26 protein-coding genes and 1 tRNA gene are annotated in these 20,849 nt (G+C 63.5%); 9 read left to right on the plus strand and 18 right to left on the minus strand.

Annotation, left to right across the window (positions count from 1 at the left end):
* Nucleotides 1-1,107, plus strand: coding sequence for a tRNA preQ1(34) S-adenosylmethionine ribosyltransferase-isomerase QueA (queA, locus tag AC01FP_RS00545; RefSeq protein WP_474476753.1), 1,107 nt, complete (start codon nt 1-3; stop codon nt 1,105-1,107).
* 64 nt (nt 1,108-1,171) lie between these two features.
* Here the strand turns inward: queA and AC01FP_RS00550 are convergent, their stop codons facing one another.
* The 3 genes from AC01FP_RS00550 to AC01FP_RS00560 form a co-directional block, all read right to left on the minus strand.
* Nucleotides 1,172-1,771 carry a superoxide dismutase gene (locus AC01FP_RS00550; protein ID WP_474476756.1) on the minus strand — a complete coding sequence of 200 codons (600 nt, stop codon included), beginning with the start codon at nt 1,769-1,771 and terminating at the stop codon, nt 1,172-1,174.
* An 89-nt stretch (nt 1,772-1,860) separates the two neighbouring features.
* On the minus strand, nt 1,861-2,499 hold the full coding sequence (locus AC01FP_RS00555; RefSeq protein ID WP_474476759.1) for an FKBP-type peptidyl-prolyl cis-trans isomerase: 639 nt from the start codon (nt 2,497-2,499) through the stop codon (nt 1,861-1,863).
* 53 nt (nt 2,500-2,552) lie between these two features.
* Complete coding sequence (locus tag AC01FP_RS00560) at nt 2,553-2,909, minus strand: phasin family protein (RefSeq protein ID WP_474476762.1); 357 nt, start codon at nt 2,907-2,909, stop codon at nt 2,553-2,555.
* A 48-nt stretch (nt 2,910-2,957) separates the two neighbouring features.
* On the opposite strand from AC01FP_RS00560, the gene lnt reads away from it, so the two are divergent.
* Nucleotides 2,958-4,412 (plus strand): apolipoprotein N-acyltransferase, encoded by a 1,455-nt coding sequence (gene lnt, locus AC01FP_RS00565; RefSeq protein ID WP_474476764.1) that lies wholly within the window; start codon nt 2,958-2,960, stop codon nt 4,410-4,412.
* Nucleotides 4,413-4,463: 51 nt separating this feature from the next.
* On the opposite strand, the gene AC01FP_RS00570 is transcribed toward lnt, so the two are convergent.
* The 3 genes from AC01FP_RS00570 to AC01FP_RS00580 are packed head-to-tail and all read right to left on the minus strand — an operon-like array spanning nt 4,464 to nt 5,589.
* Nucleotides 4,464-4,865 (minus strand): CrcB family protein, encoded by a 402-nt coding sequence (locus AC01FP_RS00570; RefSeq protein WP_474476767.1) that lies wholly within the window; start codon nt 4,863-4,865, stop codon nt 4,464-4,466.
* On the minus strand, nt 4,862-5,251 hold the full coding sequence (locus tag AC01FP_RS00575; protein ID WP_474476770.1) for a fluoride efflux transporter FluC: 390 nt from the start codon (nt 5,249-5,251) through the stop codon (nt 4,862-4,864). The genes AC01FP_RS00570 and AC01FP_RS00575 overlap by 4 nt, the downstream gene beginning before the upstream one ends.
* Nucleotides 5,252-5,295: 44 nt before the next feature.
* Nucleotides 5,296-5,589 (minus strand): DUF2811 domain-containing protein, encoded by a 294-nt coding sequence (locus AC01FP_RS00580; protein ID WP_474476774.1) that lies wholly within the window; start codon nt 5,587-5,589, stop codon nt 5,296-5,298.
* A gap of 376 nt (nt 5,590-5,965) precedes the next feature.
* On the opposite strand from AC01FP_RS00580, the gene AC01FP_RS00585 reads away from it, so the two are divergent.
* Complete coding sequence (locus AC01FP_RS00585) at nt 5,966-6,109, plus strand: chlorophyll a/b-binding protein (protein ID WP_242036302.1); 144 nt, start codon at nt 5,966-5,968, stop codon at nt 6,107-6,109.
* A gap of 107 nt (nt 6,110-6,216) precedes the next feature.
* On the opposite strand, the gene AC01FP_RS00590 is transcribed toward AC01FP_RS00585, so the two are convergent.
* Entirely contained in the window at nt 6,217-6,879 is a 663-nt protein-coding gene (locus AC01FP_RS00590; protein ID WP_474476777.1) for a class I SAM-dependent methyltransferase, read from the minus strand.
* Between the two features lie 127 nt (nt 6,880-7,006).
* On the opposite strand from AC01FP_RS00590, the gene AC01FP_RS00595 reads away from it, so the two are divergent.
* From AC01FP_RS00595 to AC01FP_RS00605, 3 genes are read left to right on the plus strand one after another with little or no spacing between them, the layout of a single operon-like run.
* Nucleotides 7,007-7,960 (plus strand): orange carotenoid-binding protein, encoded by a 954-nt coding sequence (locus AC01FP_RS00595; protein ID WP_474476779.1) that lies wholly within the window; start codon nt 7,007-7,009, stop codon nt 7,958-7,960.
* Complete coding sequence (locus AC01FP_RS00600; protein ID WP_474476782.1) at nt 7,957-8,739, plus strand: fatty acid desaturase; 783 nt, start codon at nt 7,957-7,959, stop codon at nt 8,737-8,739. The genes AC01FP_RS00595 and AC01FP_RS00600 overlap by 4 nt, the downstream gene beginning before the upstream one ends.
* 8 nt (nt 8,740-8,747) lie before the next feature.
* Nucleotides 8,748-9,074: a hypothetical protein gene (locus AC01FP_RS00605; RefSeq protein WP_474476785.1), complete on the plus strand. Its 327-nt coding sequence runs from the start codon at nt 8,748-8,750 to the stop codon at nt 9,072-9,074.
* Nucleotides 9,075-9,253: 179 nt separating this feature from the next.
* Here the strand turns inward: AC01FP_RS00605 and AC01FP_RS00610 are convergent, their stop codons facing one another.
* The 9 genes from AC01FP_RS00610 to ftsH form a co-directional block, all read right to left on the minus strand.
* Entirely contained in the window at nt 9,254-10,150 is an 897-nt protein-coding gene (locus AC01FP_RS00610; RefSeq protein WP_474476788.1) for an ArdC family protein, read from the minus strand.
* 804 nt (nt 10,151-10,954) lie between these two features.
* A tRNA-Ala gene (locus AC01FP_RS00615) sits at nt 10,955-11,027 on the minus strand.
* Nucleotides 11,028-11,114: 87 nt separating this feature from the next.
* Nucleotides 11,115-11,768: a transcriptional repressor LexA gene (gene lexA / locus AC01FP_RS00620; protein ID WP_474476791.1), complete on the minus strand. Its 654-nt coding sequence runs from the start codon at nt 11,766-11,768 to the stop codon at nt 11,115-11,117.
* 52 nt (nt 11,769-11,820) lie between these two features.
* Complete coding sequence (argF, locus tag AC01FP_RS00625) at nt 11,821-12,783, minus strand: ornithine carbamoyltransferase (protein WP_474476794.1); 963 nt, start codon at nt 12,781-12,783, stop codon at nt 11,821-11,823.
* Nucleotides 12,784-12,927: 144 nt separating this feature from the next.
* The gene (locus AC01FP_RS00630; RefSeq protein WP_474476797.1) at nt 12,928-13,152 is read right to left on the minus strand and encodes a TauD/TfdA family dioxygenase; all 225 of its coding nucleotides are present in this window, start codon (nt 13,150-13,152) and stop codon (nt 12,928-12,930) included.
* Nucleotides 13,142-13,477, minus strand: coding sequence for a TauD/TfdA family dioxygenase (locus AC01FP_RS00635; RefSeq protein WP_474476799.1), 336 nt, complete (start codon nt 13,475-13,477; stop codon nt 13,142-13,144). The genes AC01FP_RS00630 and AC01FP_RS00635 overlap by 11 nt, the downstream gene beginning before the upstream one ends.
* A 29-nt stretch (nt 13,478-13,506) precedes the next feature.
* Nucleotides 13,507-14,655 (minus strand): iron-containing redox enzyme family protein, encoded by a 1,149-nt coding sequence (locus AC01FP_RS00640; protein ID WP_474476802.1) that lies wholly within the window; start codon nt 14,653-14,655, stop codon nt 13,507-13,509.
* 147 nt (nt 14,656-14,802) lie between these two features.
* Entirely contained in the window at nt 14,803-15,300 is a 498-nt protein-coding gene (locus AC01FP_RS00645; protein WP_474476805.1) for a cupin domain-containing protein, read from the minus strand.
* Nucleotides 15,301-15,426: 126 nt separating this feature from the next.
* Nucleotides 15,427-17,286 carry an ATP-dependent zinc metalloprotease FtsH gene (gene ftsH, locus AC01FP_RS00650; protein ID WP_474476808.1) on the minus strand — a complete coding sequence of 620 codons (1,860 nt, stop codon included), beginning with the start codon at nt 17,284-17,286 and terminating at the stop codon, nt 15,427-15,429.
* Between the two features lie 95 nt (nt 17,287-17,381).
* Between ftsH and AC01FP_RS00655 the strand changes: the two genes are divergently transcribed.
* From AC01FP_RS00655 to AC01FP_RS00665, 3 genes are read left to right on the plus strand one after another with little or no spacing between them, the layout of a single operon-like run.
* Nucleotides 17,382-18,020 (plus strand): SOS response-associated peptidase, encoded by a 639-nt coding sequence (locus AC01FP_RS00655; protein WP_474476810.1) that lies wholly within the window; start codon nt 17,382-17,384, stop codon nt 18,018-18,020.
* Complete coding sequence (locus AC01FP_RS00660) at nt 18,017-18,262, plus strand: Nif11-like leader peptide family RiPP precursor (RefSeq protein WP_322765158.1); 246 nt, start codon at nt 18,017-18,019, stop codon at nt 18,260-18,262. Before AC01FP_RS00655 ends, AC01FP_RS00660 begins: the two co-directional genes overlap by 4 nt.
* Nucleotides 18,262-18,750 carry a DUF427 domain-containing protein gene (locus tag AC01FP_RS00665; protein WP_474476812.1) on the plus strand — a complete coding sequence of 163 codons (489 nt, stop codon included), beginning with the start codon at nt 18,262-18,264 and terminating at the stop codon, nt 18,748-18,750. The genes AC01FP_RS00660 and AC01FP_RS00665 overlap by 1 nt, the downstream gene beginning before the upstream one ends.
* On the opposite strand, the gene AC01FP_RS00670 is transcribed toward AC01FP_RS00665, so the two are convergent.
* Nucleotides 18,716-19,735: a mechanosensitive ion channel family protein gene (locus AC01FP_RS00670; RefSeq protein WP_474476815.1), complete on the minus strand. Its 1,020-nt coding sequence runs from the start codon at nt 19,733-19,735 to the stop codon at nt 18,716-18,718. The genes AC01FP_RS00665 and AC01FP_RS00670 overlap by 35 nt on opposite strands.
* Nucleotides 19,732-20,805 carry a bifunctional diaminohydroxyphosphoribosylaminopyrimidine deaminase/5-amino-6-(5-phosphoribosylamino)uracil reductase RibD gene (gene ribD / locus AC01FP_RS00675; protein ID WP_474476818.1) on the minus strand — a complete coding sequence of 358 codons (1,074 nt, stop codon included), beginning with the start codon at nt 20,803-20,805 and terminating at the stop codon, nt 19,732-19,734. The genes AC01FP_RS00670 and ribD overlap by 4 nt, the downstream gene beginning before the upstream one ends.
* Between the last annotated feature and the right edge of the window lie 44 nt (nt 20,806-20,849).

Raw genomic sequence — 20,849 nt, forward strand, 5'->3', positions numbered from 1 at the left:
ATGGGTGGCGCTCCCGAGCAGCTCGATCTACGGCTCTCCAGCTACGACTTCCATCTGCCAGAGGAGCGCATTGCCCAGCGTCCCGTGGAGCCGCGCCATGCGGCGAGGCTGCTGGTGGTGGAGCCCCAGGCTCGTCATTTGAGTGTCTGGGACCTGCAGCAGGAGCTGCGGCCCGGCGACCTACTGGTGGTAAACAACACCCGGGTGCTTCGGGCCCGGCTGGAGGCGCTCCGGCCCAGTGGCGGCGCCGTGGAGCTGCTGGTGCTCGAGCCTTGGCATGGCGGGCCGGGCCAGTGGCTTTGCCTGGCTAAACCCGCCAAGAAGCTCAAGCCTGGCGACCACATTGAGGTTGTGGCAGAAGGCCAGCCGCCGCTGCCTGTGCAGGTGCTTGGCAGCGACCCCGATACGGGCGGGCGGATTGTGCAGTTTCCGGTGGAGTGCGCCGATGCGGCGGCATTGGAGCCGCTGCTGGTGCAGTACGGCGCCATTCCCCTGCCGCCCTATATCCACGAGCACGACGCCAGCGACAACGAGCGCTATCAGACTCGCTACGCCGCCAAGCCTGGGGCTGTTGCTGCGCCAACGGCGGGGCTGCACCTCAGCGACGAATTGCTGGCGGCGATCCGCGCTCGCGGTGTGGAGCTGGCCACCACCACCCTGCACGTGGGCCTGGGCACCTTTCGGCCAGTGGAAACGGAAGACCTAAGCCAAATAAAGCTGCACAGTGAGTGGGTGGAGGTGACCCCAGAGCTGGTGGCGGCGGTGGCCGCCTGCCGCGCCCGGGGCGGCCGGGTGATCGCCATCGGCACCACCTCGGTGCGCAGCCTCGAGGCGGTGGCCCAGCTGCATGGCGGCGAGCTGCGGCCCCACACGGGGCCGGTGAATCTGGTGATCCAGCCGGGCTACAGGTTTGCCGTGGTGCAAGGGCTGCTTACCAACTTCCACCTGCCCAAGAGCTCCTTGCTGCTGCTGGTGAGTGCCCTGCTAGGCCGCGAGCGCCTTTTGGCTCTTTATGCCGAGGCGATCGCGCGCCAGTACCGCTTCTTCTCCTACGGCGATGCCATGTGGATTGCGCCGGAGGTGGTGCTCAGCTCAGCAAGGCCATAAAAAAGCCCCCGGGTTCGCCGGGGGCTGAGCTCGCAGGAAGGAATTGCTGCTACGGGGGTGCGACTCAGGCGGCAGCCAGGTTGGCGGCTACGAAGTCCCAGTTCACCAGCTTCTCCAGGTATGTGGTCATGTAGTCGGGACGGCGGTTCTGGTAGTCGAGGTAGTAGGCGTGCTCCCACACATCCATGGTGAGCAGGGCTTTTTGGCCGTGGGCTAGGGGCAGGTCGGCGTTGGCGGTCTTGGTGACCATCAAGGTGCCGTTATCGAGCACCAGCCAGGCCCAGCCACTACCGAATTGGGTGGCGCCGGCTGCTTTGAACTTCTCTACGAAGGCCTCGTAGCTGCCGAAGTCAGCATTGATCTTGTCGGCAAGGGCGCCGGTGGGCTGGCCACCACCATCGGGCTTCATGCACTGCCAATAGAAGCTGTGGTTCCACACCTGGGCAGCGTTGTTGAAAACGCCGGCCTTGCCAGCATCACCTGCAACCGCGGTGATGGTGTCTTCCAAGCTCTTGGTCTCAAGGTCAGTGCCAGCAACCAAGTTGTTGAGGTTGGTCACGTAGGCCGCGTGGTGCTTGCCGTGGTGAAACTCCAGGGTGGAGCGGGAGATGTTGGGCTCGAGCGCATCGAGGCCGTAGGGCAGCGCGGGCAGCGTGTGAGCCATGGAGGGTAAAAAAGACGAAGGGTTGGGCAGGAGGGGCGGCGCGCCAGCATCCAGCCAGAGCACCCATCCTAGCGATTGCCGACCGCAGCTCAGCCGCCGATGCGCAGGAGCTCCACCTCGAAAGTAAGGGTGGCGTTGGCAGGAATTACGCCGCCAGCGCCACGTTCGCCGTAGGCCAAATCGGGCGGAATCACCAGCTTGCGCTTGCCACCCACCTTCATGCCGGCCACGCCCTCATCCCAGCCCTGGATCACCCGGCCGCCGCCTAGAGGAAAGGAGAAGGGGCCGCGGCCGTAGCTGCTGTCGAATTCCGTGCCGTTTGCCAGGGTGCCCCGGTAGTTCACCACCACGGTCTGGCCGGAGACGGCTTCGGCGCCGTCGCCCACCACTAGGTCAGTGATGCGAAGGCCGCTGGGGGTGGTGCGTTCCTTAGGGACGTTGAGTTCGCCGCCGAGGCCGCTGGCCTGGGCCAGATCACCGGCCGCTGCCATGTCGTTGTCGGATGCCATTGCAAAAAGGGTGGGGTTGGGGTCGTCGGGGTCGAGCTCGAAGCGGCTGCTTACGGCTGGCCGCGCTTGGGTTGAAACCAGGGAGGCCATGGCTTGGCCACCGGCGCTGGCCGCATCAACTCTGGCCGCATCAACCACGGTGGGATTTACCAGCTGGCTCACCAGGGCCAGCAGCAGACAGGCCACGCAGACAGCGGAGCTGATCAGGATGTCGCGCATGGAACACCGTGTATTGGATTGATTCTGCCGGGCAGTCGGATACACCGGGCTGCTCAGTCGGGAATTTCGATTTCACCGGGCATTTCATTGCCTGGGCGCTGACGCAGGCCGCGTTCAAGCCGGTCCAGTCGGCCCCGCAGCTCATCGAGTTCGCGCTGACGGGCCAGGCCTAGGTCTTGCAGGAGCTGATCTTTGTTGCGCTCCAGCTGGCGCTCGGCCTGCTGCTCAAGCTCGGGGGTTTCGCCCCGCAGGGCCTTGAGCACGTCGTCGACGAGGGCTGGAGCCTGGCTGGGATCGAGCTTGCCGCTGCGTACCCAGGCCTGGGTCACGCTGCGCAACCGCTCAGACACCAAGGAGGTGGTGCCGAGGCCGCGCAGTAGCAGTTGTTGGAGGGGGTTGTTTGGATCCATGGCGGCTTATTTCCCTAGACACCCTGGCGCTTCCTACGCTTGCTTGCCATGGGCAATGACCGGCTGGGGAGGTGGTGGCTGGTGCTGGCCTCGGGGCTGCTGGCCGGGCTGGCGCTGCCGCCTCTGGGCCTGCCTCCCCTGCTCTGGCTGGCCCTGGTGCCCCTGTGGGCCCTGGCTGGCTCTGGCCTCGGCGCTTGGGGTGGGGCCCTTTGGGGCGCTGCCGCCGTGTTGGTGAGTCACCGCTGGTTGCTGGGACTCCATCCCCTCGATTGGATCGGCGTACCGGGCCCCTTGAGCCTGCCCCTGGCCCTGCTGTTGCTGTTGCTGTGTGCCCTGGCGGGCGCTCTGCTGGTGGCCATCTGGGTGCTGCTAGCGCGGCGCCTAGACCCGCGCCGCGTCAGCAGCGCCCTGCTGTTAGCCGCTGGCTGGGGGCTGGTTGAGGTGCTGCTGGCCAAAGGGCCTTTGTTTTGGCTGGGGCTGGGGGCTGCTGCCCTGCCAGGCGATCGCCCTTTGGCGGGTTTGGCTGCCCTTGGGGGTAGCGGCTTGCTGGCGGCGGTGCAGTTGCTGCTGGGCTGGTGCCTCTGGCGCTGCTGCGCCGCCCCCCAGCGCCGCCGCTGGTTGGTGGTTACAACCGCTGCCGTGCTGCTCAGCCACAGCGCCGGTGCTGCTGCCCTAGCGGCCATGCCCCTGGGGGGGGAGGGCGGCAGCGAGCGAGTGCTGGTGCTGCAGCCGGCGATTCCCACCCGCCGCAAGTTTCAGTGGGACCAGCAGCAGCGGCTGCAGCAGCGGCTGGCGGCCGCGCTGGCAGAGGCGGCCCAGCGCTCGGTGGATGTGGTCGTGCTGCCGGAGGGGGCCCTCGGTCTTGAGCCCCAGCTGGCGCAGCCGGTGCCGGTGGAGCTGATCAGCGGTGGCTTCCGCTGGCAGGAGGTGGCGGGGGAGCCCGAGCAGCGCAGCGCCCTGTTGCGCCTGGCGCCAGGGGAAAGCCGGGCGAGTAGCTGGCTCGATAAGCATCGGCTGGTGCCCCTGGGGGAATGGGTGCCCCTAGCCGAACTGGCTCGCTGGAGCGGCCTTTCGGCCGTGGGGGGTCTGCAGCCAGGGGCGCCATCTCGGCTGCTAATGCGGCCAGCTGGCGCCATCGGCGGGGCAATTTGCTACGAGCTCTCCGATGGGGCCGCTCTGGCTGCTGCCGCCCGCGATGGAGCCGGCTGGCTGCTGGCCAGCGCCAACCTTGATCCCTACCCGCTGCTACTCCAGCAGCAGTTTCAGGCCCTGGCCCAGCTGCGGGCCATCGAAACGGGCCGCTGGCTGGTGAGTGCCGCCAACACGGGGCCCAGCCTGCTGGTGAATAGCCGCGGCCTGCCCGTTGCCTCGCTGCCTTCCGGGCGGGCCGCCACCGGTGTGTTCACCGTGCCCCGCCTGCAGGCCCCCAGCCCCTACGACCGCTGGGGAGAGCTTCCCTTGCTACTGGTGCTGGTGGGGGCGGCTTGGCGCAGATGGGGCTGAGGGATCACCTGCGTCTACTGGGCTAGGGGCTGGGCCTTAAAGGAGCGTTGCTCATTGGTTTTTTGGGATTGCCGCCCTATCTCGCAGACGGGGGCTCAAAAACATCCCAATGGTGTGGCCAAGGGCGACCAAAGCAACGCCACCGGCGAGGCTCGCCAGCAGCAACAGCGCGCTTTCGCCTGGTTTGCCGGTCTGCAGGGCCCTTGCCAGGTCCAGCATCCAGGTGCAAAAGGTGGTGAGCGCCCCGCAGAAGCCGATGCCGGCCCACAGCATCAGCCTTTTGTGATGGCGGGACTGGGCCAGAACCACCCCGAGCAGTAGGCAGCCCAGCATGTTGGCGAACACCTCGGCCTCTAGCTGCCAGCGCAGTAGGGCGCCGGGGATGGCGCCTCCAGCTACCAGGGCCAGGTCGTGCAGATCGCCCTGCAGGCTGCGGTTTGGGAGGGAGCTCACTGGTGGGCGCCAAGGCTGAGGCCCGCCAGTACCGCTAGCAGCCCTCCGGCTACCGAGCCAGCAGCCAACATGGCGGCTTCGCGCCAGTGCCGCTTGCTCAGCTCACTCCAGAGCTCGGCGCTGAAGGTGGAGAAGGTGCTGAAACTGCCCAGGAAGCCGGTGCCAACAAGCAGCAAAGCTCTACGGGAGGCTTCGCCGCAACTTTGTTCCAGGCCCACAATCAGGCCCAGGGCAAAGCAGGCGATCACATTCACCCCGAAGGTGCCCCAATGCCGGCTAGGCAGCACGGGCTCTAGGTGGTCCACAACCCTGAAGCGGAGCCAGGCGCCGGGAACGGCGCCAATGGCGACCAGCAGGGCATCGGCCTCTGGCACTTCTGCGGCCATTGCTGCCCAACAACGTTTTGCCACTCTGCCCGTCGCGAGGGGGCTCAGGGTCTGGTTGCTGTGGGATCGGGTTCTTGGCGGCGAAATAGTCCGTTGAGATAGTGGCGAGCCACGGCCCGGTCTGGGCAGCCGTGCTGGAACAGGAAGCCGGCGAGGGCTGCCTGCATCAGTCGGTATTGATCCCACTGCGGATGGACCCGAACAAACTCCCGCATGGCGTCGTACAGCTCCTCTGGGAGCTGGTTTTCGACCGAAACAAAGGCGGGGGCGTGGTCCGGGGTCTGGAGCATGGCGGCATTGGCCTGGCGGCTCCCCATCACCCCACGCCAGGCGCTCATCCGTCAAAGGCTGACCCGGGAGGCGAGTCCGGCAAGACGCACGGCTTTCAGCACCGGCCCATGGGCGCTTTCGGGGTTTGGGGGCTGCGGCTTCAGGTTCGGAAGTGTTGCTTGGAGGCGCGTCAAGGGGAGGGCCGTTTTCCCCATTCAGAACCAAAAGCATTAGGGCCAGCGGCCCATATTCGCCAGCTGTTCTGTGGAAAAACCGGCGCAAAACTGGGGAAAAGGGCGTTTGGCGGGGGAAAAGCCCACTGCTAAGTAGTGGTGATCAATCCCGGGTTGGCCTGAAGCAACCCCTATGGCTACCCCGATCGAGCGCAACCAAAGCCTCAAGATCTGTTACGATCAGGTCAAGTTTCGTTACCAACGAGCAGCCATGGCTGAATCCACTACCCGTTTTGGTTTTGTCGCCTTCGCTGAGACTTGGAATGGCCGTCTTGCCATGCTCGGCTTCGTGATTGGTCTTGGCACCGAGCTCCTCACCGGCCAGGGCATCCTCGGCCAGCTGGGATTGGGCTGAACCCAGTCGGGCTTTGGGCTCCTGCCCATAGCGTTGTTTTATCTATCCCGGGTAGCTGCTGCTGCCCGGGAATTTTTGTCTAGTTGGGAGCAAGCTCGGCTGTCTTGCTAACTGGCACTGGGTTTGGCAGCAAGTACCGCCAAGAAGGGATCGCCCTTGCCGCCAAGCCAGCCGAGAGCTCCTGGGGCTGCTGTTTCTTCCGCCACGAGCTCTGGCCTGTCCCAGCCCTGGGCCATCAAAACCTGGGCAACGTAGGCAAGGTGATCACGGTCTCCGCCGTCGGTCCAGATCTGAGGCGCTTTTTGAAAGAACATCCGATTGCTGAACGCCACGATCACCTCACCACGGGGCCGGACCACCCTCAGCAGTTCGGCTGCCACAGCTTCCGGTTGCTGAAGGTATTGCCAGCCGGCCACGATCAATGCGACGTCCACACTGTCGTCAGCTAGCGGTAGCTGCTGATCAACGTTGAGGTTTTGCACCCAGTGGCGATCAAGGCGCGGATTGGCTTTCAGCTCTTCGGCGTTGAGGCCATGGCCGATCACCTCCTGATATGCGATGCCGTCTGGCAGATGGCTCACCCAGCTGCTCATCAGATCCAACACGGCTGCGCAAGGTGGGATGCGCTCGCGATACAGAGAGGTCAGTCGGGCCCGGAAACTGGCATCAAGGTGCTGTACGAAGCGGGGCTCGGCGTAAAAAAGAGCGTCGTCTGAGCGATCGAGCTTGTAACGGTCGGCTTCGTTTAGCACCGGTACGGGCGCAACCATGGTCGAAGAGTCAGGTTTTTGGAGCAGAATTGGATCATGGCGTAGCTGCAAAACGGCTGCGACTTATCAGGTCTGGCCCCTTGGCGCTAGAGTCTGCAAATCTCCTTAACAATTGGATCGTCTGCGCATGTTCACGCTTGAGAAGGCAACCCAGATCTTTCCCGATACAGCTTCAGCTGACGTCGTGCCTGCGATCACGGCCCGCTTTCGCTTGCTGAGCGCCGAAGACCAACTGGCTCTGATCTGGTACGCCTACCTCGAGATGGGCAACACGATCACCGTTGCTGCCCCAGGGGCAGCACGGATGCAGTTTGCTGAGCCGTTGCTCAACCAGATCAAGGCGATGAGCTTTGCTGAGCAAAGCCAGGTGATGTGCGAACTGGCCAATCGTTCTGATACCCAAATCGGCCGCACCTATTCCTGCTGGTCGGTGAACATCAAGCTGGGTTTCTGGTACCAGCTGGGCGAATGGATGGCTGCCGGTTTTGTCGCTCCGATCCCCGATGGCTACCAGCTGTCGCCCAACGCTTCTGCGGTGCTCAGCTCCGTGAAAGCTGTTGATCAGGGTCAGCAGATCACCCTGCTGCGCAACTTTGTGGTTGACATGGGCTATGACCCCGCCAAAGGCGAGGGACAGCGGGTGATGGAGCCGATTGCCGCTCCAACCCCGGAGGAGCAGCGCAAGCGGGTGTTCATCGAGGGTGTTATCAACCCCACGGTGAACAGCTACATGGACCTGCTGAACGCCAACGATTTCGACAACTTGATTGAACTGTTTCTGACTGATGGTGCCCTACAGGCCCCTTTCCAGAAGCCAATCGTGGGCCGCGAAGCAATCCTGCGCTTCTTCCGTGAGGACTGCCAAAATCTGCAGCTTCTCCCTGAGCGAGGTTTCGCTGAGCCCACCGAAGGCAATTTCACCCAGATCAAAGTTACGGGTAAGGTCCAGACCCCATGGTTTGGAGCTGGCGTTGGCATGAATGTGGCCTGGCGCTTCCTGCTCAACCCTGACGGCAAGATCTACTTCGTGGCCATCGATCTGCTGGCCTCCCCTGCAGATTTGCTGAAATTCGGCCGTTGAGCGCAGCCAGCCGCAAGGGATTACTGCTTGCAGCACTTCTGATGGTGGGTTGGGTGGTCAGTGTCGCCGGTCTGCTGGCCTGGGATTTGACCGCCACCCCGTTAGCCAGGCCGGTGTTCTGGCTGACCCTTTTGTTGGCAATCGTTGGCCGCACTCTGCTGCAAACAGGTCTGTTCATCGTTGGTCACGACGCCATGCATGGGGTGTTGTGGCGCGAGCGGCCTGTTGCCAATGACTTACTCGGCAGCCTTGCTCTCGGCATGTATGCGGCCTTGCCTTATCAGGATTGCAGCTGCAACCATCAGCACCACCATCAATTCACAGCAAGCGCCGCAGACCCCGATTTTCACTGGGATCCAGGGTCTGGCCCCGCGGTTTGGTATGCCCGTTTTATGACTGGCTATCTCACCTGGGGGCAGATGGGCCGGCTACTTGCTAGTTGGACAATTTTGGCCTTGATCGCCTGTCACTGGTTCCCAACCGGCTGGCTGAATGTGCTGCTGTTCTGTACCGTGCCCCTGCTGCTCAGTTCGCTACAGCTTTTTGTTTTCGGCACCTACCTGCCCCATCGAGGCCAGCGCCTGCCCCTGCTTCGGCCGCACGCAGATAGTCTCGAACTTCCCCCCTGGCTTTCCCTCATGACCTGTTTTCACTTCGGATATCACCGGGAGCATCACGAGGCTCCGCAGCTTGCCTGGTTTGAATTGCCCGCTCAGCGCGCTAGGTCTCGCGGCAGACTGGGTCCGCGACTAGCCTCGCTGCCAATGGAGAGAATTTAACTCACATGATGGAGACAATGTTAGATGGTTGGACTGACACCGAGCAAGCAGTTGCCCGAGAAGCCTTTGACCTTGCCTACAACCGGGCTGTGCAAAAACTAGTGTCACAGGTGCGTACTATGGCAAGTGGGCTGAACTCTGCGGATACTGTATGGCAGCTGCACGACTACCTGAGTATCGAACGGCACACGATTGAAGGAAGATTTGATTTCCGACTAGACGGCATTCTGTTTGTTTTTGCCAGTTTGGTGAAAGACAGCCTGCTGCAGATTGACGAACTAAACGGCCTTGAAGCCGAGAAGTTGGCCAAGATCTTGGCAATGTCACGCTTTTAGAGCTTGAGGCTGCCTTCGTTGCGGAGCCTTCAATTGATAGTTCGATTGCTTTGATCGGGCATGGGCTGTGGTATCGGGGGCTCGAACGCTCAAAAGCTAGGGAATGCTTGGGTCGATGAGCTCTTCTTCGGGGTCGCCATTTGGTTTGAGCGGAAGCCCTGGGCGGCAATTTATGGGGATCACTCCTTGCCGCTCTCGGGGAAGATCAGATCGGCAGCCAAGCGGGCATCCCTGAGCACTTGCATCAATATCCGCGGCGACTCCTTGAGCAACTCCAGCCAATGTCCCAAATAAGCGGCGTGATTGGCCATGGCACTGCCGATTTCCAGACGATCACCGAGCAGCACTGCTCCCAGCTCGGCCACCAGCTCCTCGCGGGCATAGGCCCGTCCGCCATCGCCGCCTTCACCCATGCCGCCAGAGAGATCGCGAGCCAGCCTTGAGCTGTGGCCTGAGGAGTGGATCGCTTCATGGGCCCAAGTGGCATACATGGCCGCCGCCGAATGGAAGGCACCCCGATCCGGCAGCTGGATGCGATCCGGCACCGGCAGATAACAGGCCCGATCGCCACCGAAGCGCACGGGCACCGGCCAGGTGCTGAGAACCGTCTCCGCTGCTGCTAGCCGCTCTGGCTCTGGCCGCAGCTCCGCGCCAGCAGCCTGCCGCCGCTTTTGGATCAAGCCCGCCAATGGCTCACCAGCTAGATCGGCGGCATTAAACAGTGCCACTGGCCGGTAGCTAACCCAGCTGCGCCCAGTCTCAGCCGATTGTTCGCCATCGCCCGCAACCGGCTCCACCAGCCGGCTTTCGCCGCGCTGATGAACCTGGGGCCGCAGCACATAGACTGCTTTGCAGCCCTTTCGGGGGAAGATCCCCAATGCCTTGGCTTCGGCGAAGCCGCACCAGTAGGGCAGGTCTGAGCCGCGTAGATGAAGCCCCAGGGTGAGCAGCACCGGATTGGCGCCGCGGTAGCGGCGACCTGAGAGCAGATTGACGTGGTGAGCGCCAGATGCGGCATCCCACTCCCGCCGCCAGGGGATGGAGCCTGCCTCCAGCAGGGCGATAAGGGAGGCCACCAGCTTCTCCTCTGGCGAAGATTTGGCAGCAGCAGAAGATTTTGCTGATCGGCTGGATGGGGACGGGGAAGCAATAGCCACGGAGGGGCAAGCGCAGCACTCAAAACCCCTAGTGCCCCTGGTGTCTCAAAGCCTGTGGCGGGCCGGTCTGGGCGCGGTCACGGCAGCACCTCCTTAATGCCATTGCGAATGGATTCGGAGCCGAGGGACTGGCTGTTCATCGCTTGATTGGCATCGAGGGCGTCATGGCGTGACTCCTGTCCACAAATCCGGGGTAACCCCAGTCTTGTTGATTCTCAGTAAGAATCTTTTGTTGAGATTAGGCCCCCTTCTTTCGGGTGGAGTTGGTTCTCTAGGGCGTGAAGGCGCCTCTCAAGGTCCAGCAGGCGTTGTTCGTGGTCTCCCTGGCGGCCTTGCTCGTTCTGAGTCAGCAGTTGCTCGATGGCCTGGGCCACCAGGGTCCGGTGTTGCTGTTGAGTTCTTCGGCGCGTTGCCGGAGTCGATCTGCTAACTGCTGTCTGATCCTGACGTTGAGCTGGACGTTCGATGCCCCTCTCTGCCCCTGGAGGCGTCTCTTGCGGTCATCGTTTGGTTTGCCTTTGTTGAGTCGGCTGAGACTGCTTGGGGCATTCTCCCGGTTGGGGGCTGTGATGGTTCGGGCTCCCTGGCGCCCTGAGTCTGTGCGGGTGCTGCGAGTGGTTTCTATCAAGCTGCGCCCAGAGTGCGCCCAGGCCCTAACGAGGGTCCCAGGCGGCCTGAAGATCAGGCACTAAAAAACCCCTCCAGGAGAGGGGTTCTATTGAATGGAGCCAAGCGGATTCGAACCGCTGACCCCCTGCATGCCATGCAGGTGCTCTACCAGCTGAGCTATGGCCCCGGTGGGACGCACTGGCGGCGGATGCTGGTCAATCCGCATGGCCTTTTGGCCTTGCCTGGCGCTTAATCAGCTTACAACGCCACCCGTTTAGACCTGGCGCCAAACTGCCACCAGCCTGCCCTGCACCGTTACCTGGTCTGCGGGAAGCACGATCGGATCGTAGGCGGGGTTAGCTGCTTCAAGGGTTACCGTGGCGCCGCTGCGGTGGAAGTGCTTCAAGGTGGTGCCGCAACCTGGCACCAGGGCGCTGACGATAGTGCCTGCCTTGAGCCGGCTCGGATCGCTGACAGGCTCGAGCAGCACCATGTCGCCGTCGGCGATGTGGGCATCCACCATCGAGTCGCCGTTCACGGTGAGGGCAAAGAGGCCGCGGGTGTCGAGCACGGGGGCAAGGTCGAGACGCTCCTTGACGTCGTCAAAGGTTTCCACCAAGCCGCCGGCCGCCACGGCGCCAAGCACGGGGATGCCGCTGGCCATGCCGCCCAGGAGCTGCAGGGTGCGGGCTTGTCCTTCCTGCCAGGTGATCCAGCCCTTTTGCTGCAGATGGCGCAGTCGGCTCTGGATCGGCGCCGGAGAGCGCAGCCCCATCGCTTCCATCATCTGGCGGATCGAGGGGCTGTGACGGTTGCTGCCGATGTAGTCGCTAAGCCAGTCGTAGAGCTCTTGCTGGGCAGAGGAGAGCTCCTGCAGGGCTGTCTCAGCAGAACGATTCTCGAACGAGCGGTTCTCGGGGTGGGGCACGGGCACAACGTCGCTGATACAGATGTACCGCCTTGTGGCGCTTTTGTCCAGCTCAGGAACCGCCAAGTAGGGCTGCCAGCAGGGCCTGTTGGGCATGTAGGCGGTTTTCGGCCTGGTCAAATATGCGGCTGGCGCTGCCCTCCATGGCGCCGGCGCTGATTTCCAGGCCGCGATAGGCCGGCAGGCAGTGCAGCACGATTGCGCTTGGATCTGCTTCTGCCACCAGCTCTTCGTTGAGGCACCAGCCGGCGAAGGCCCTCTGGCGCTCTGCCTTCTCCTCTTCCTGCCCCATCGAGGCCCACACATCTGTGTACAGGGCGTGGGCGCCGCGTACGGCAGCCACCGGCTCGTGCAGCACCGCCACTTCGGACCCGCGAGCCGCCGCAAGGCGGCGTGACTGCTCAAGCACGGCTGCATTTGGTTCAAATCCCACCGGGCAGCCAATGCGCACGTTCACCCCCAGAAGAGCCCCGCAGAGCATCAACGAGTGGGCCACGTTGTTGCCGTCGCCCACGTAGCTGAGGGTGAGGCCCTTGAGCTCGCCGAAGGCCTCCTGCAGGGTGAGGTAGTCGGCGAGGGCCTGGCAGGGGTGCTCCAGGTCGGTGAGGGCATTGATCACCGGGATCGTGGCCCAGTGGGCGTACTCCTCGAGTTCGTCCTGGGCGAAGGTGCGGATCGCCAGGGCATCCAAATAGCGGCTCAGCACCCTGGCCGTATCTGCCACCGGCTCACCTCGCCCCACCTGGCTCACCTGGGGGTTGAGGTCGACCGTATGCCCCCCCAGGCGAGCCATCGCTACCGTGAAGCTCACCCGCGTGCGGGTGGAGGCCTTGCTGAAGATCAAGCCGAGCGTCTTGCCGCCCAGATCGATTTGGCTGCGGCCCGCCTTGAGGTCGGCAGCCAGCTGCAGCAGGGCAATGGTCTGCTCGGTGCTGAGATCGGCCGAGGAGAGCAGGTCCCGCCCGCGCAGCTCTGCCAGCGCGGGGGCCAGGGGGGTGGAGGCGGCGCCGTGCATCGGCCGGTCTCAAAGAACCCTTATCCGTGATCAGGGGCCCCGGCGTCAAGGCTTGGACCTGAGCCGGCAGTACGTTTAAGCCCTGGTGAGCGATGCGGGAGGGCGGCTCCACACCGCGGCAACCCCGTTGGTGAATCCGGGGCATCACCTGCGATTGAGCCAGAGCCGAACCATTAGCCGTTGGGCCTCGGGGTCATCCACGAAGGCGTCGCGGTCGTGGGCCAGCTTGTGATTGTCGATGAACAGGAGATCACCGGGGGCCAGATCGAAGTCGTAGCGGAATTCAGGGGAGTTGAGGGTTTCATCCAGCCGGTCAAACGCCACAAGATCATCGGGATCGAGGGGTTCATGGATGCGTTCATGGGCCATCGTGGGCCTGGTTGAACACGGCAAAGGCATTGCTGCGGATCAAGGCCAGCGCATTGGCTTCACTGCCGGGGGTCACCACATCGCGGTAGAAAGGCTGATGAAGCCGTGCCAGGGCTTCGGGCTGATGGGCGGCCAGGTGGTCGTGCACGGCCACGGCAGATACCAGACGCGACCCACCTCCGCTTGGCGCCTGCCGGACGCACGCCAGCCCCACCCAGCGGGGATGGGTCTCCAGCCGAGAGCTGTCGGTGTGAACCGAAGTGGGGGCATTGGTCTGGGACACCGGGATCGCCTTCTCCAGATAGGAGGCGCCGGTGTCGCGCACGGGTGGTGAGGTCGTTGGCCATGCTCCGTTCAGGCGACCACGGGATGGGATTGGGCACGCTCATACAGCCACCCCCAGAACGAATCGCGCAGGGCCAGAGCTTTGCACATTCCCTTGGTCAGATCAGCCCTGCCCTGGGGAGTGGCAGCGAAGTCTGTGGCGATAGCCTTGAGGGTTGCCTGATGGTGGTCATCGACAGCGGTGTGCAGCGGAAAGAACACCGCATCTTCTGGGCTGACCGTCCGAACACGGTTGATAGCATCAACAAACGGTTGGTAGATGGTCTGCACGATCGTCTCCGTGCCGAGACCAAGGGCCCCGAGCGCTTCAGCCGGCGTGCCGTTGGTGAGGATGGAGAGGAAGAGCTCGCGCCAGCAAACCACTTCCGTGTGCTCTCTTTGATCATTGATCTCCACTCCCAGCGCCCGGCGGAAACGCTGAAACAATTGCGGGTGCGGGATGCCGACGATCCATTGCGGGTGCACATTGCACCGCTGAAGTTCCGCCAGGTCTTCCTCTGAGTACTCCCCCGACTCCTCGGTGAGGTTATGCAGAAGCGCGGCACGATGCTCGGCGCGCTCCATTCGGGAAATCAAGGCCGTGAGGTAACGGGGAAAGTGCGATGAATAGCCATAATAGTGCTTAGCGAAGTCGGCCAGAGCTTCATGTGTATTGGGGAGCTCTCCGCTGGAGAGCTCCCGCAGATAAGGGTGCTGAATGGCGCGATGTTGCAGAGCCTTCTCGGCTAAAGCGTCAACAAAATTGCTGAGATCGAGGGGGTCATGGACTTGCTCTTCCAGTAGGCGGATACGTTGCAGTGCGGCCAGTTGCGTGATCAGTTCATTCAGTACCAGTGGACGAGCGCTCAGGCTTTTAAAAGTGACATCTCTCTCTAGTGCCACTACAACACTGGCGGAGGCGGCAATTACGTTTGTCGTGCGTGGCGTGTTGTCGAGAAATGCCATCTCACCGCAGATATCACCGGCTTCGAGCGGAATGCTGATGAGCTGTGAATTCCGTTCGATCTCCACCCGTAGGCAGCCGCTTTGCAGCAGGTAGAGGATGGTTTCTGTGTCTCCCCGCTTGATCAGCAGCTCACCGGGTTTCAGAACGCGTAGCTGCCCGCAGTTCTCCAGCTCTTGCTGAAGCTCAGGAGACAGGGCTGGGGTCGAACGCATCGAAGGACTAGGGTCTGAAAGGGATTGGTTGTGCAGGAGCAAACAAGGGAGCTGTTCTCTGTATCAGGCCTGCAGCTGTAAAGTTGAAACGTCAGATCTGAGGGTTGGGCTGTATTTCTTGTGAGCAAGCTTGGATGTTTGCGGTTCTCAAGGTTGATCGACGGCAAGCGCGTCGGCACCACTGTTTTTGAGGCGGGTACGGCTGTCGTAGTCACCGAGCACTGCTGAGGTGAAACCGAAATCGGTGATCGCCAGTAGTAGAAGTTCCGATTCGCTGGATCGGTTGTAGCTCTGGTGAACGACCCAGCGCGGTACATAGACGACGCTGCCGCAGCGCAGAGGCGTCATGGACTTGCCGATCAGGATCTCCCCTTCACCGGCGAGCACTACGAAGATGGATTCATGAGCGTGGCGATGTCGTTCGTTGCTGGCAGCCGGCGCGATTCGCACCAGCCTCGGATCCATTACCTGAAGTTTGTTGAACGGGAGCTTTTCGACCTCGAAATCGATCGATTTGCTTTCGTCCCTGTTGTTGTAATGGGTTGCGCCCCGAGCACCGTTTGCCGGGTCCCACGTGCAGGAATCAGGGGCAAAAGTTTCCGACTGGATGCACTTTACCCCTGCCAGCAAGGCGTTGAGATCCATTGGGAAGAGGATCGATTCTCTAATCTTATCGTGAGGATATTGTAAGTACCCTGCAACAGGGTGGCTGGAGGGCCAGGGCTGTTGCTCTCAGGTCTTGAAGACCTCTGAGCCCGCCGCCACAACCTCCTAGGGCATGACGCTGCTGGCAAGCAGCTCTTTGAGGTCGTCGCCTTCGATCACCTCCTTCTCGAGGATCTTCTCGGAGATTGATTCGAGCAGCCCCCGGTTGTGGTTCAGGATCGCTAGCGCCTTGTTATGGGCGTTGTCGACTAGGGAGCGAACCTCCTTATCGATCGCTTGGGCCGTGGCGTCACTCACCACCCGGCGGGGGTTGTTGTTGCCACCGAGGAAGCGGCTGCCGCCCTGCTTGTCGTAGGCCAGGGGGCCGAGGGTTTCGCTCATGCCGAAGGTGCCCACCATCTGCTCGGCGATGTCAGTGGCGCGTTGCAGGTCGTTGGCGGCGCCGGTGGTGACCTCACCAAACACCACCTCCTCTGCGCTGCGGCCGCCCAGCAAGGTGGCAATTTGACCTTCGAGGTCTTCCTTGGAATTGAGGAAGCGCTCTTCGGTGGGCAGTTGCAGGGTGTAGCCTAGGGCGCTCATGCCGCGGGGCACGATCGAGATCTTGGCCACCTTGCTGCCGCCGGGCATTAGGTGCCCCACGATCGCGTGGCCGACCTCGTGATACGCCACCACTTTCTTCTCATCGGGTTGCAGCACCCGACTCTTCTTCTCCAGACCAGCCACCACTCGCTCAATCGCCTCGTTGAGGTCGCCTTGCTCCACCTCGGTGCGATAGGAGCGGGCGGCGAGCAGGGCTGCTTCGTTAACGAGGTTGGCCAGGTCGGCGCCGGCAAAGCCGCTGGTGGCTTGGGCAATTTTGTCGAGATCGACAGTGCTGGAGAGCTTCACCTTCTTGGCGTAGATCTCCAGAATCAGCTTGCGCCCTGACAGGTCGGGGCGATCCACCAGCACCTGGCGGTCGAAACGACCTGGCCGCAGCAGGGCGGCATCAAGGGTTTCGGGTTGGTTGGTTGCGGCCAGCACAATCACCGGCTTGTCCTGGCCGGCAAAGCCATCCATCTCCGTGAGCAGCTGGTTGAGGGTCTGCTCGCGTTCGTCGTTGCCGCCGACTACACCCATCGAGCCCGAACGGCTCTTACCGATGGCATCGAGTTCGTCGATAAAGATGATGCAAGGCGCTTTTTTCTTGGCTTCTTCAAATAGATCGCGCACCCGCGCGGCGCCTGCACCCACGAATAGCTCAACGAATTCGGAGCCGGAAATGATGAAGAAGGCCACTCCTGCTTCACCTGCAACAGCCTTGGAAAGCAGGGTTTTGCCCGTGCCCGGAGGGCCCACCAGCAGCACACCTTTGGGAATGCGGGCGCCGATGGCGGCGTAGCGCTCGGGTTTTTTAAGGAAGTCAACGATCTCGGCGAGCTCGGCCTTGGCCTCATCCACGCCAGCGACGTCGGCAAAGGTGACCCGGGATTCCTCATCGGGCACATAAACCTTGGCTTTGCTCTTGGTGAAGCTCAATGCTCCCTGGGCACCACCGCCCATCTGGCGGCGGGCAAAGAACTGCAGCACCAGGATGAAGATCAGCGGCGGCACCACCCAGCTCAAGGCGGTGGTGAGGAAGCTGGGCTTCTGGGGGGGCGCGGCGGCGAACTCAACCCCGTGCGATTCGAGTCGCTGGGGCAGATCCATGTCGAAGATCGGCGTGGTGGAGAGCACCGTGGGAGCGCCCTCCTCCTCGGGCTCCTTGAGCTCGTAGCGGATCTGGTCTGAGGTGATGTAAGCCCGTTTGACGTTGCTGCTATTCACCTGGTCAATGAACAGGGAGTAAGGCACCCGGGGTACCTGGGCAGCTGGATTGGGCAGGAAGTTGCTGAATAGCAGCAGCACACCAAAACCGATCAACACCAGGTTGATGATTCCGAAGCGGCGGTTAGGGCGGTTGTCGTCCTGGCGGATCGCCATGGTGCGGCAGCCAAAGGTGCAACCAAACTAGGGCTGTGGTCCCCTGGTCGTTTCGGCGGCGTGTTGGGAGAACCGTACGAGGACCCAATACAGCTATGTGTGGTCGCTATTCCCTCTGCGCTGGCTTCGATCGCCTGCAGCTCCGCTTGCAGGGCCCCCTGCCGCTCGGTCTGGCGGCCCACTACGCGCCGCGCTTGCAAGTGCTTCCCGGCGAACCCCTGCTGATCCAGCGCCAGGAAAATGGCCAGCTGCAGGTGGGGCTAGCCCTTTGGGGGCTGCTGCCCGACTGGGTCAAGGATCTCGCCACCGCCCACCGCTGCTTGCATGCCCGCGCCGAGACGGTGGCCTTCAAGCCCAGCTTTCGCGCCGCCTGGCGCCATCGCCGTTGTTTGATTCCTGCCGATGCTTTTTGGGAGCAGGGTCAGTGGCTGCGGCGCCGAGATGGCGATCTGTTTTGGCTGGCTGGCCTGTGGGAGCGCTGGATCGGCCCCGATGGCAGCGAGCTCGATAGCTGCTGCGTGCTCACCACCGCCCCCAATGCCCTGGTGGCGCCAATCCACCGGCGCATGCCGGTGGTGATTCCCAACGGCCTGGAGCAGGCCTGGCTCGAGCCCACCGATGGCCATGGCCTGCGGGCCCTCGAACCGCTGCTGCTGCCCTGGGAGGGGGGCGACTGGCAGGCCGATGGGGCAGCGATGGCGCTAGACCAACCGCAGTTGGAACTGGACCTGTGAGCCTCGAGCGCCTTGATGCTTTTTTGGCCCATGCCCGCCAATCGCCCCAGCTGGCGACCCAGCTGGCGGAGCCCTTGGAGCTGCAGGATTTCCTGGAACTGGCCCGCGGCGCTGGCTATGGCCTTGAGGAGGCTGATGTGATCGCCGCGCAGCAGCGGCAGGAGTCCAGCCTCAGCGATGCGGAGCTGCAGGAGCGGGCTGGCGCTGAAGGCCGGCGGTTGCGCAATTTCATCTACTCCTGATGGCAGCCCCTGAGCAGGTAGGCGCCTACCCCCGCCCCCCGGCCCTGGTTGAGAGCAGCCAGCTGGTGCGTGTTGAGGCCCTGGGTCAGCTTCTGGCCGAGAGCCGCCGCAGTTTGCGGGTGCTGGAAACCTTTCACCCACCCACCTACTACCTGCCGCCTGAGGCGGTGCGCCAGGAGCTGCTTGTGCCCAGTAGCGGCGCCAGTTTTTGCGAGTGGAAGGGGGTGGCGCGCTATTTCGATGTGGTGCTGGATGGCGGTGGCCCGGCCGAGCGACGGCTGCGGCGGGCGGTGTGGACTTACCCCGAACCCACCGAGGCCTTTGCTGCTTTGGCCGGTTGGTTTGCGGTGTACCCGGCCTTGATGGACGGTTGCTGGCTGGATGGTGAGCCCGTGCTGCCCCAGCCGGGCGGCTTCTACGGCGGCTGGATCACATCCCAGGTGCAGGGGCCGTTCAAGGGTGATCCATTGCATCCGGAGCTCGTATGAGCAGCCGGGTGGGGAAGGGCATCGAGCCACCGGCCTGCTCCACCACTTCGCCGATCAACAGCAGGACCCGCTGCCGCAGGGCCCAGGCATCCTGGATGTCACTACTGGCGGCGTAGCAGAGCAGGCGCAGCTGGAGGCTGGACTCGCCGTAGCCAACGAAGTGGGCTAGCTGATCCTTGGCCGGGTCTAGGCCGGGCAAGCTTGAGAGGCGCTGCTCCAGGTTTTGGGTGATCGTGGCGACGCGCTCCCGGTCGGCGTAGCTGAGGCCGAATTCGATCCAGATGCGGCGGTTATCGATTTGGGCCAGGTTCAGGATTGCTTGGCTGGTGAACACCCCATTCGGCACATAAATGCGCTGGCGTTCCGGATCGCGCAGCTCGGTGTAAAACCAGCCCACCTGCTCCACCGTGCCAAGCAAATTCAGGCCGGGCAGGCCGATGCTTTCGCCGAGAACAAAGGGCCGGTTGATGTAGAGACTTAAGCCACTGAGGCCGTTTTCCACGATGGTGCGGGCGCCGAAGCCCAGGGCCGCTGCTCCAAAGCCCCCTGCGGTGATCAGCACTCCCGCCGACACACCGAGCAGGTCTAGGGCCATGACCACCACCACCAGCAGGGCTGCTGTGGTCAGCAGCTTGTCGAGCACGTCGAATAGGAACAGCTGGTCCTTGCCGGAGAGGTGCGGCAGCAACTGGGCGGCGTAGTGCTCGGCGCGCTGTTTGAGCTCTCTGCGCCAGCGCAGCAGGGTCCAAATCACGCCGATGGTGAGCAGCAGATTGCGCACCTCCAGGCCCGCCAGCCACCAGCCCGCACTGCTAAGCAACACCGTTCCAGCTAGGCTGACTCGCCCGCTGAGCAGCAGGGCTTGCCCGAGGGAGCCGCTGCGGTAGCGCTTGCCGAGCCGGTCCAGCAGCAGCCAGGTGCCTAGGGCCAGCAAGACTCCCGCCAGGGGGATCTGCAAATTGAAGGGCAAGTTTGCGGCGATCATGGCTCTAAACCTGCAGGTGAGCTGAGTTGCCAGAGCAGATCGCTGCCCAGACGCTGGGGCGCTTCAGCCTGCCAGCTCGGCACTTGGCCCATCGCGGTAAAACCCAGCTCGCCTAGGGGGGTGCGGGCCGGCTGGCCGCCCATCAGCTTCGGGGCGATCACAGCGGCCAGCTCCTGCACGCAGCCCTCGGCCATGGCGGCGGCGGCTAGTTCGGCGCCGCACTCCCAGAGCACCTGGTTGCAGCCCTGCGCCGCTAGGGCCTCCAGCAGCAGCCGGGGGCTGCAGCCCACTAGCTCCAGTCGGGGCACGCCGCGTTTATCCAGAGAGGCGGCGGCCTCGGCTGGAGCCTCTGGCCCATGCACCACCAGGGTGGCGGCGGCGCTCTGATCCCAGAGCTTGGCCTCGGCGGGGAGCTCCAGGCGGCGGCTGAGCACCACCCGGAGCGGCTCGGGCTGGCGTTGGCCGCGGCTGGTGAGTAGGGGGTCGTCGGCGCGCACGGTGCCGCCGCCAACGATCACCGCATCGCAGCCGGCCCGCAGCCGGTGCACCCAAGCGCGGGCCTCCGGGCCACTGATCCACTGGCTGGCGCCATTGCTCAGGGCGGTGCGGCCATCGATGCCCATGGCCCACTTGAGCATGCCCAAGGGGCGGCCGCTGCTGATGCGGTGAATGAAGGCCCGGTTGAGGGCGCGGGCCTCTGCCTCGGCTACGCCGGTGATCACCTCGATGCCCGCGGCCCGCAGCTGGGCGAGGCCGCCCCCCGCCACCTTGGGGTTGGGATCGGCCATGGCCACCACCACCCGGGCGATGCCGGCGGCGATCACCGCCTGGCTGCAAGGGGGGGTGCGGCCGTGATGGCAGCAGGGCTCCAGGGTTACCACCAGGGTGCCGCCGCGGGCCCGCTCGCCCGCCTGGGCCAGGGCGCCCAGCTCGGCGTGGGGCCCGCCGGCCCGGGCGTGATAGCCCTCCCCCACCAGCGAACCGCCGGCATCGAGCACCACCGCTCCCACCAGGGGGTTGGGGCTGGTGCGGCCGGCGCCCAGCTCAGCTAGCTGCAGGGCCCGTTGCATCCAGGGGCGCCAGGGGTTTGGTGTCGGGCTGGATAAGGGGGGTG

It is taken from the genome of Cyanobium sp. NIVA-CYA 375 (assembly GCF_056108345.1).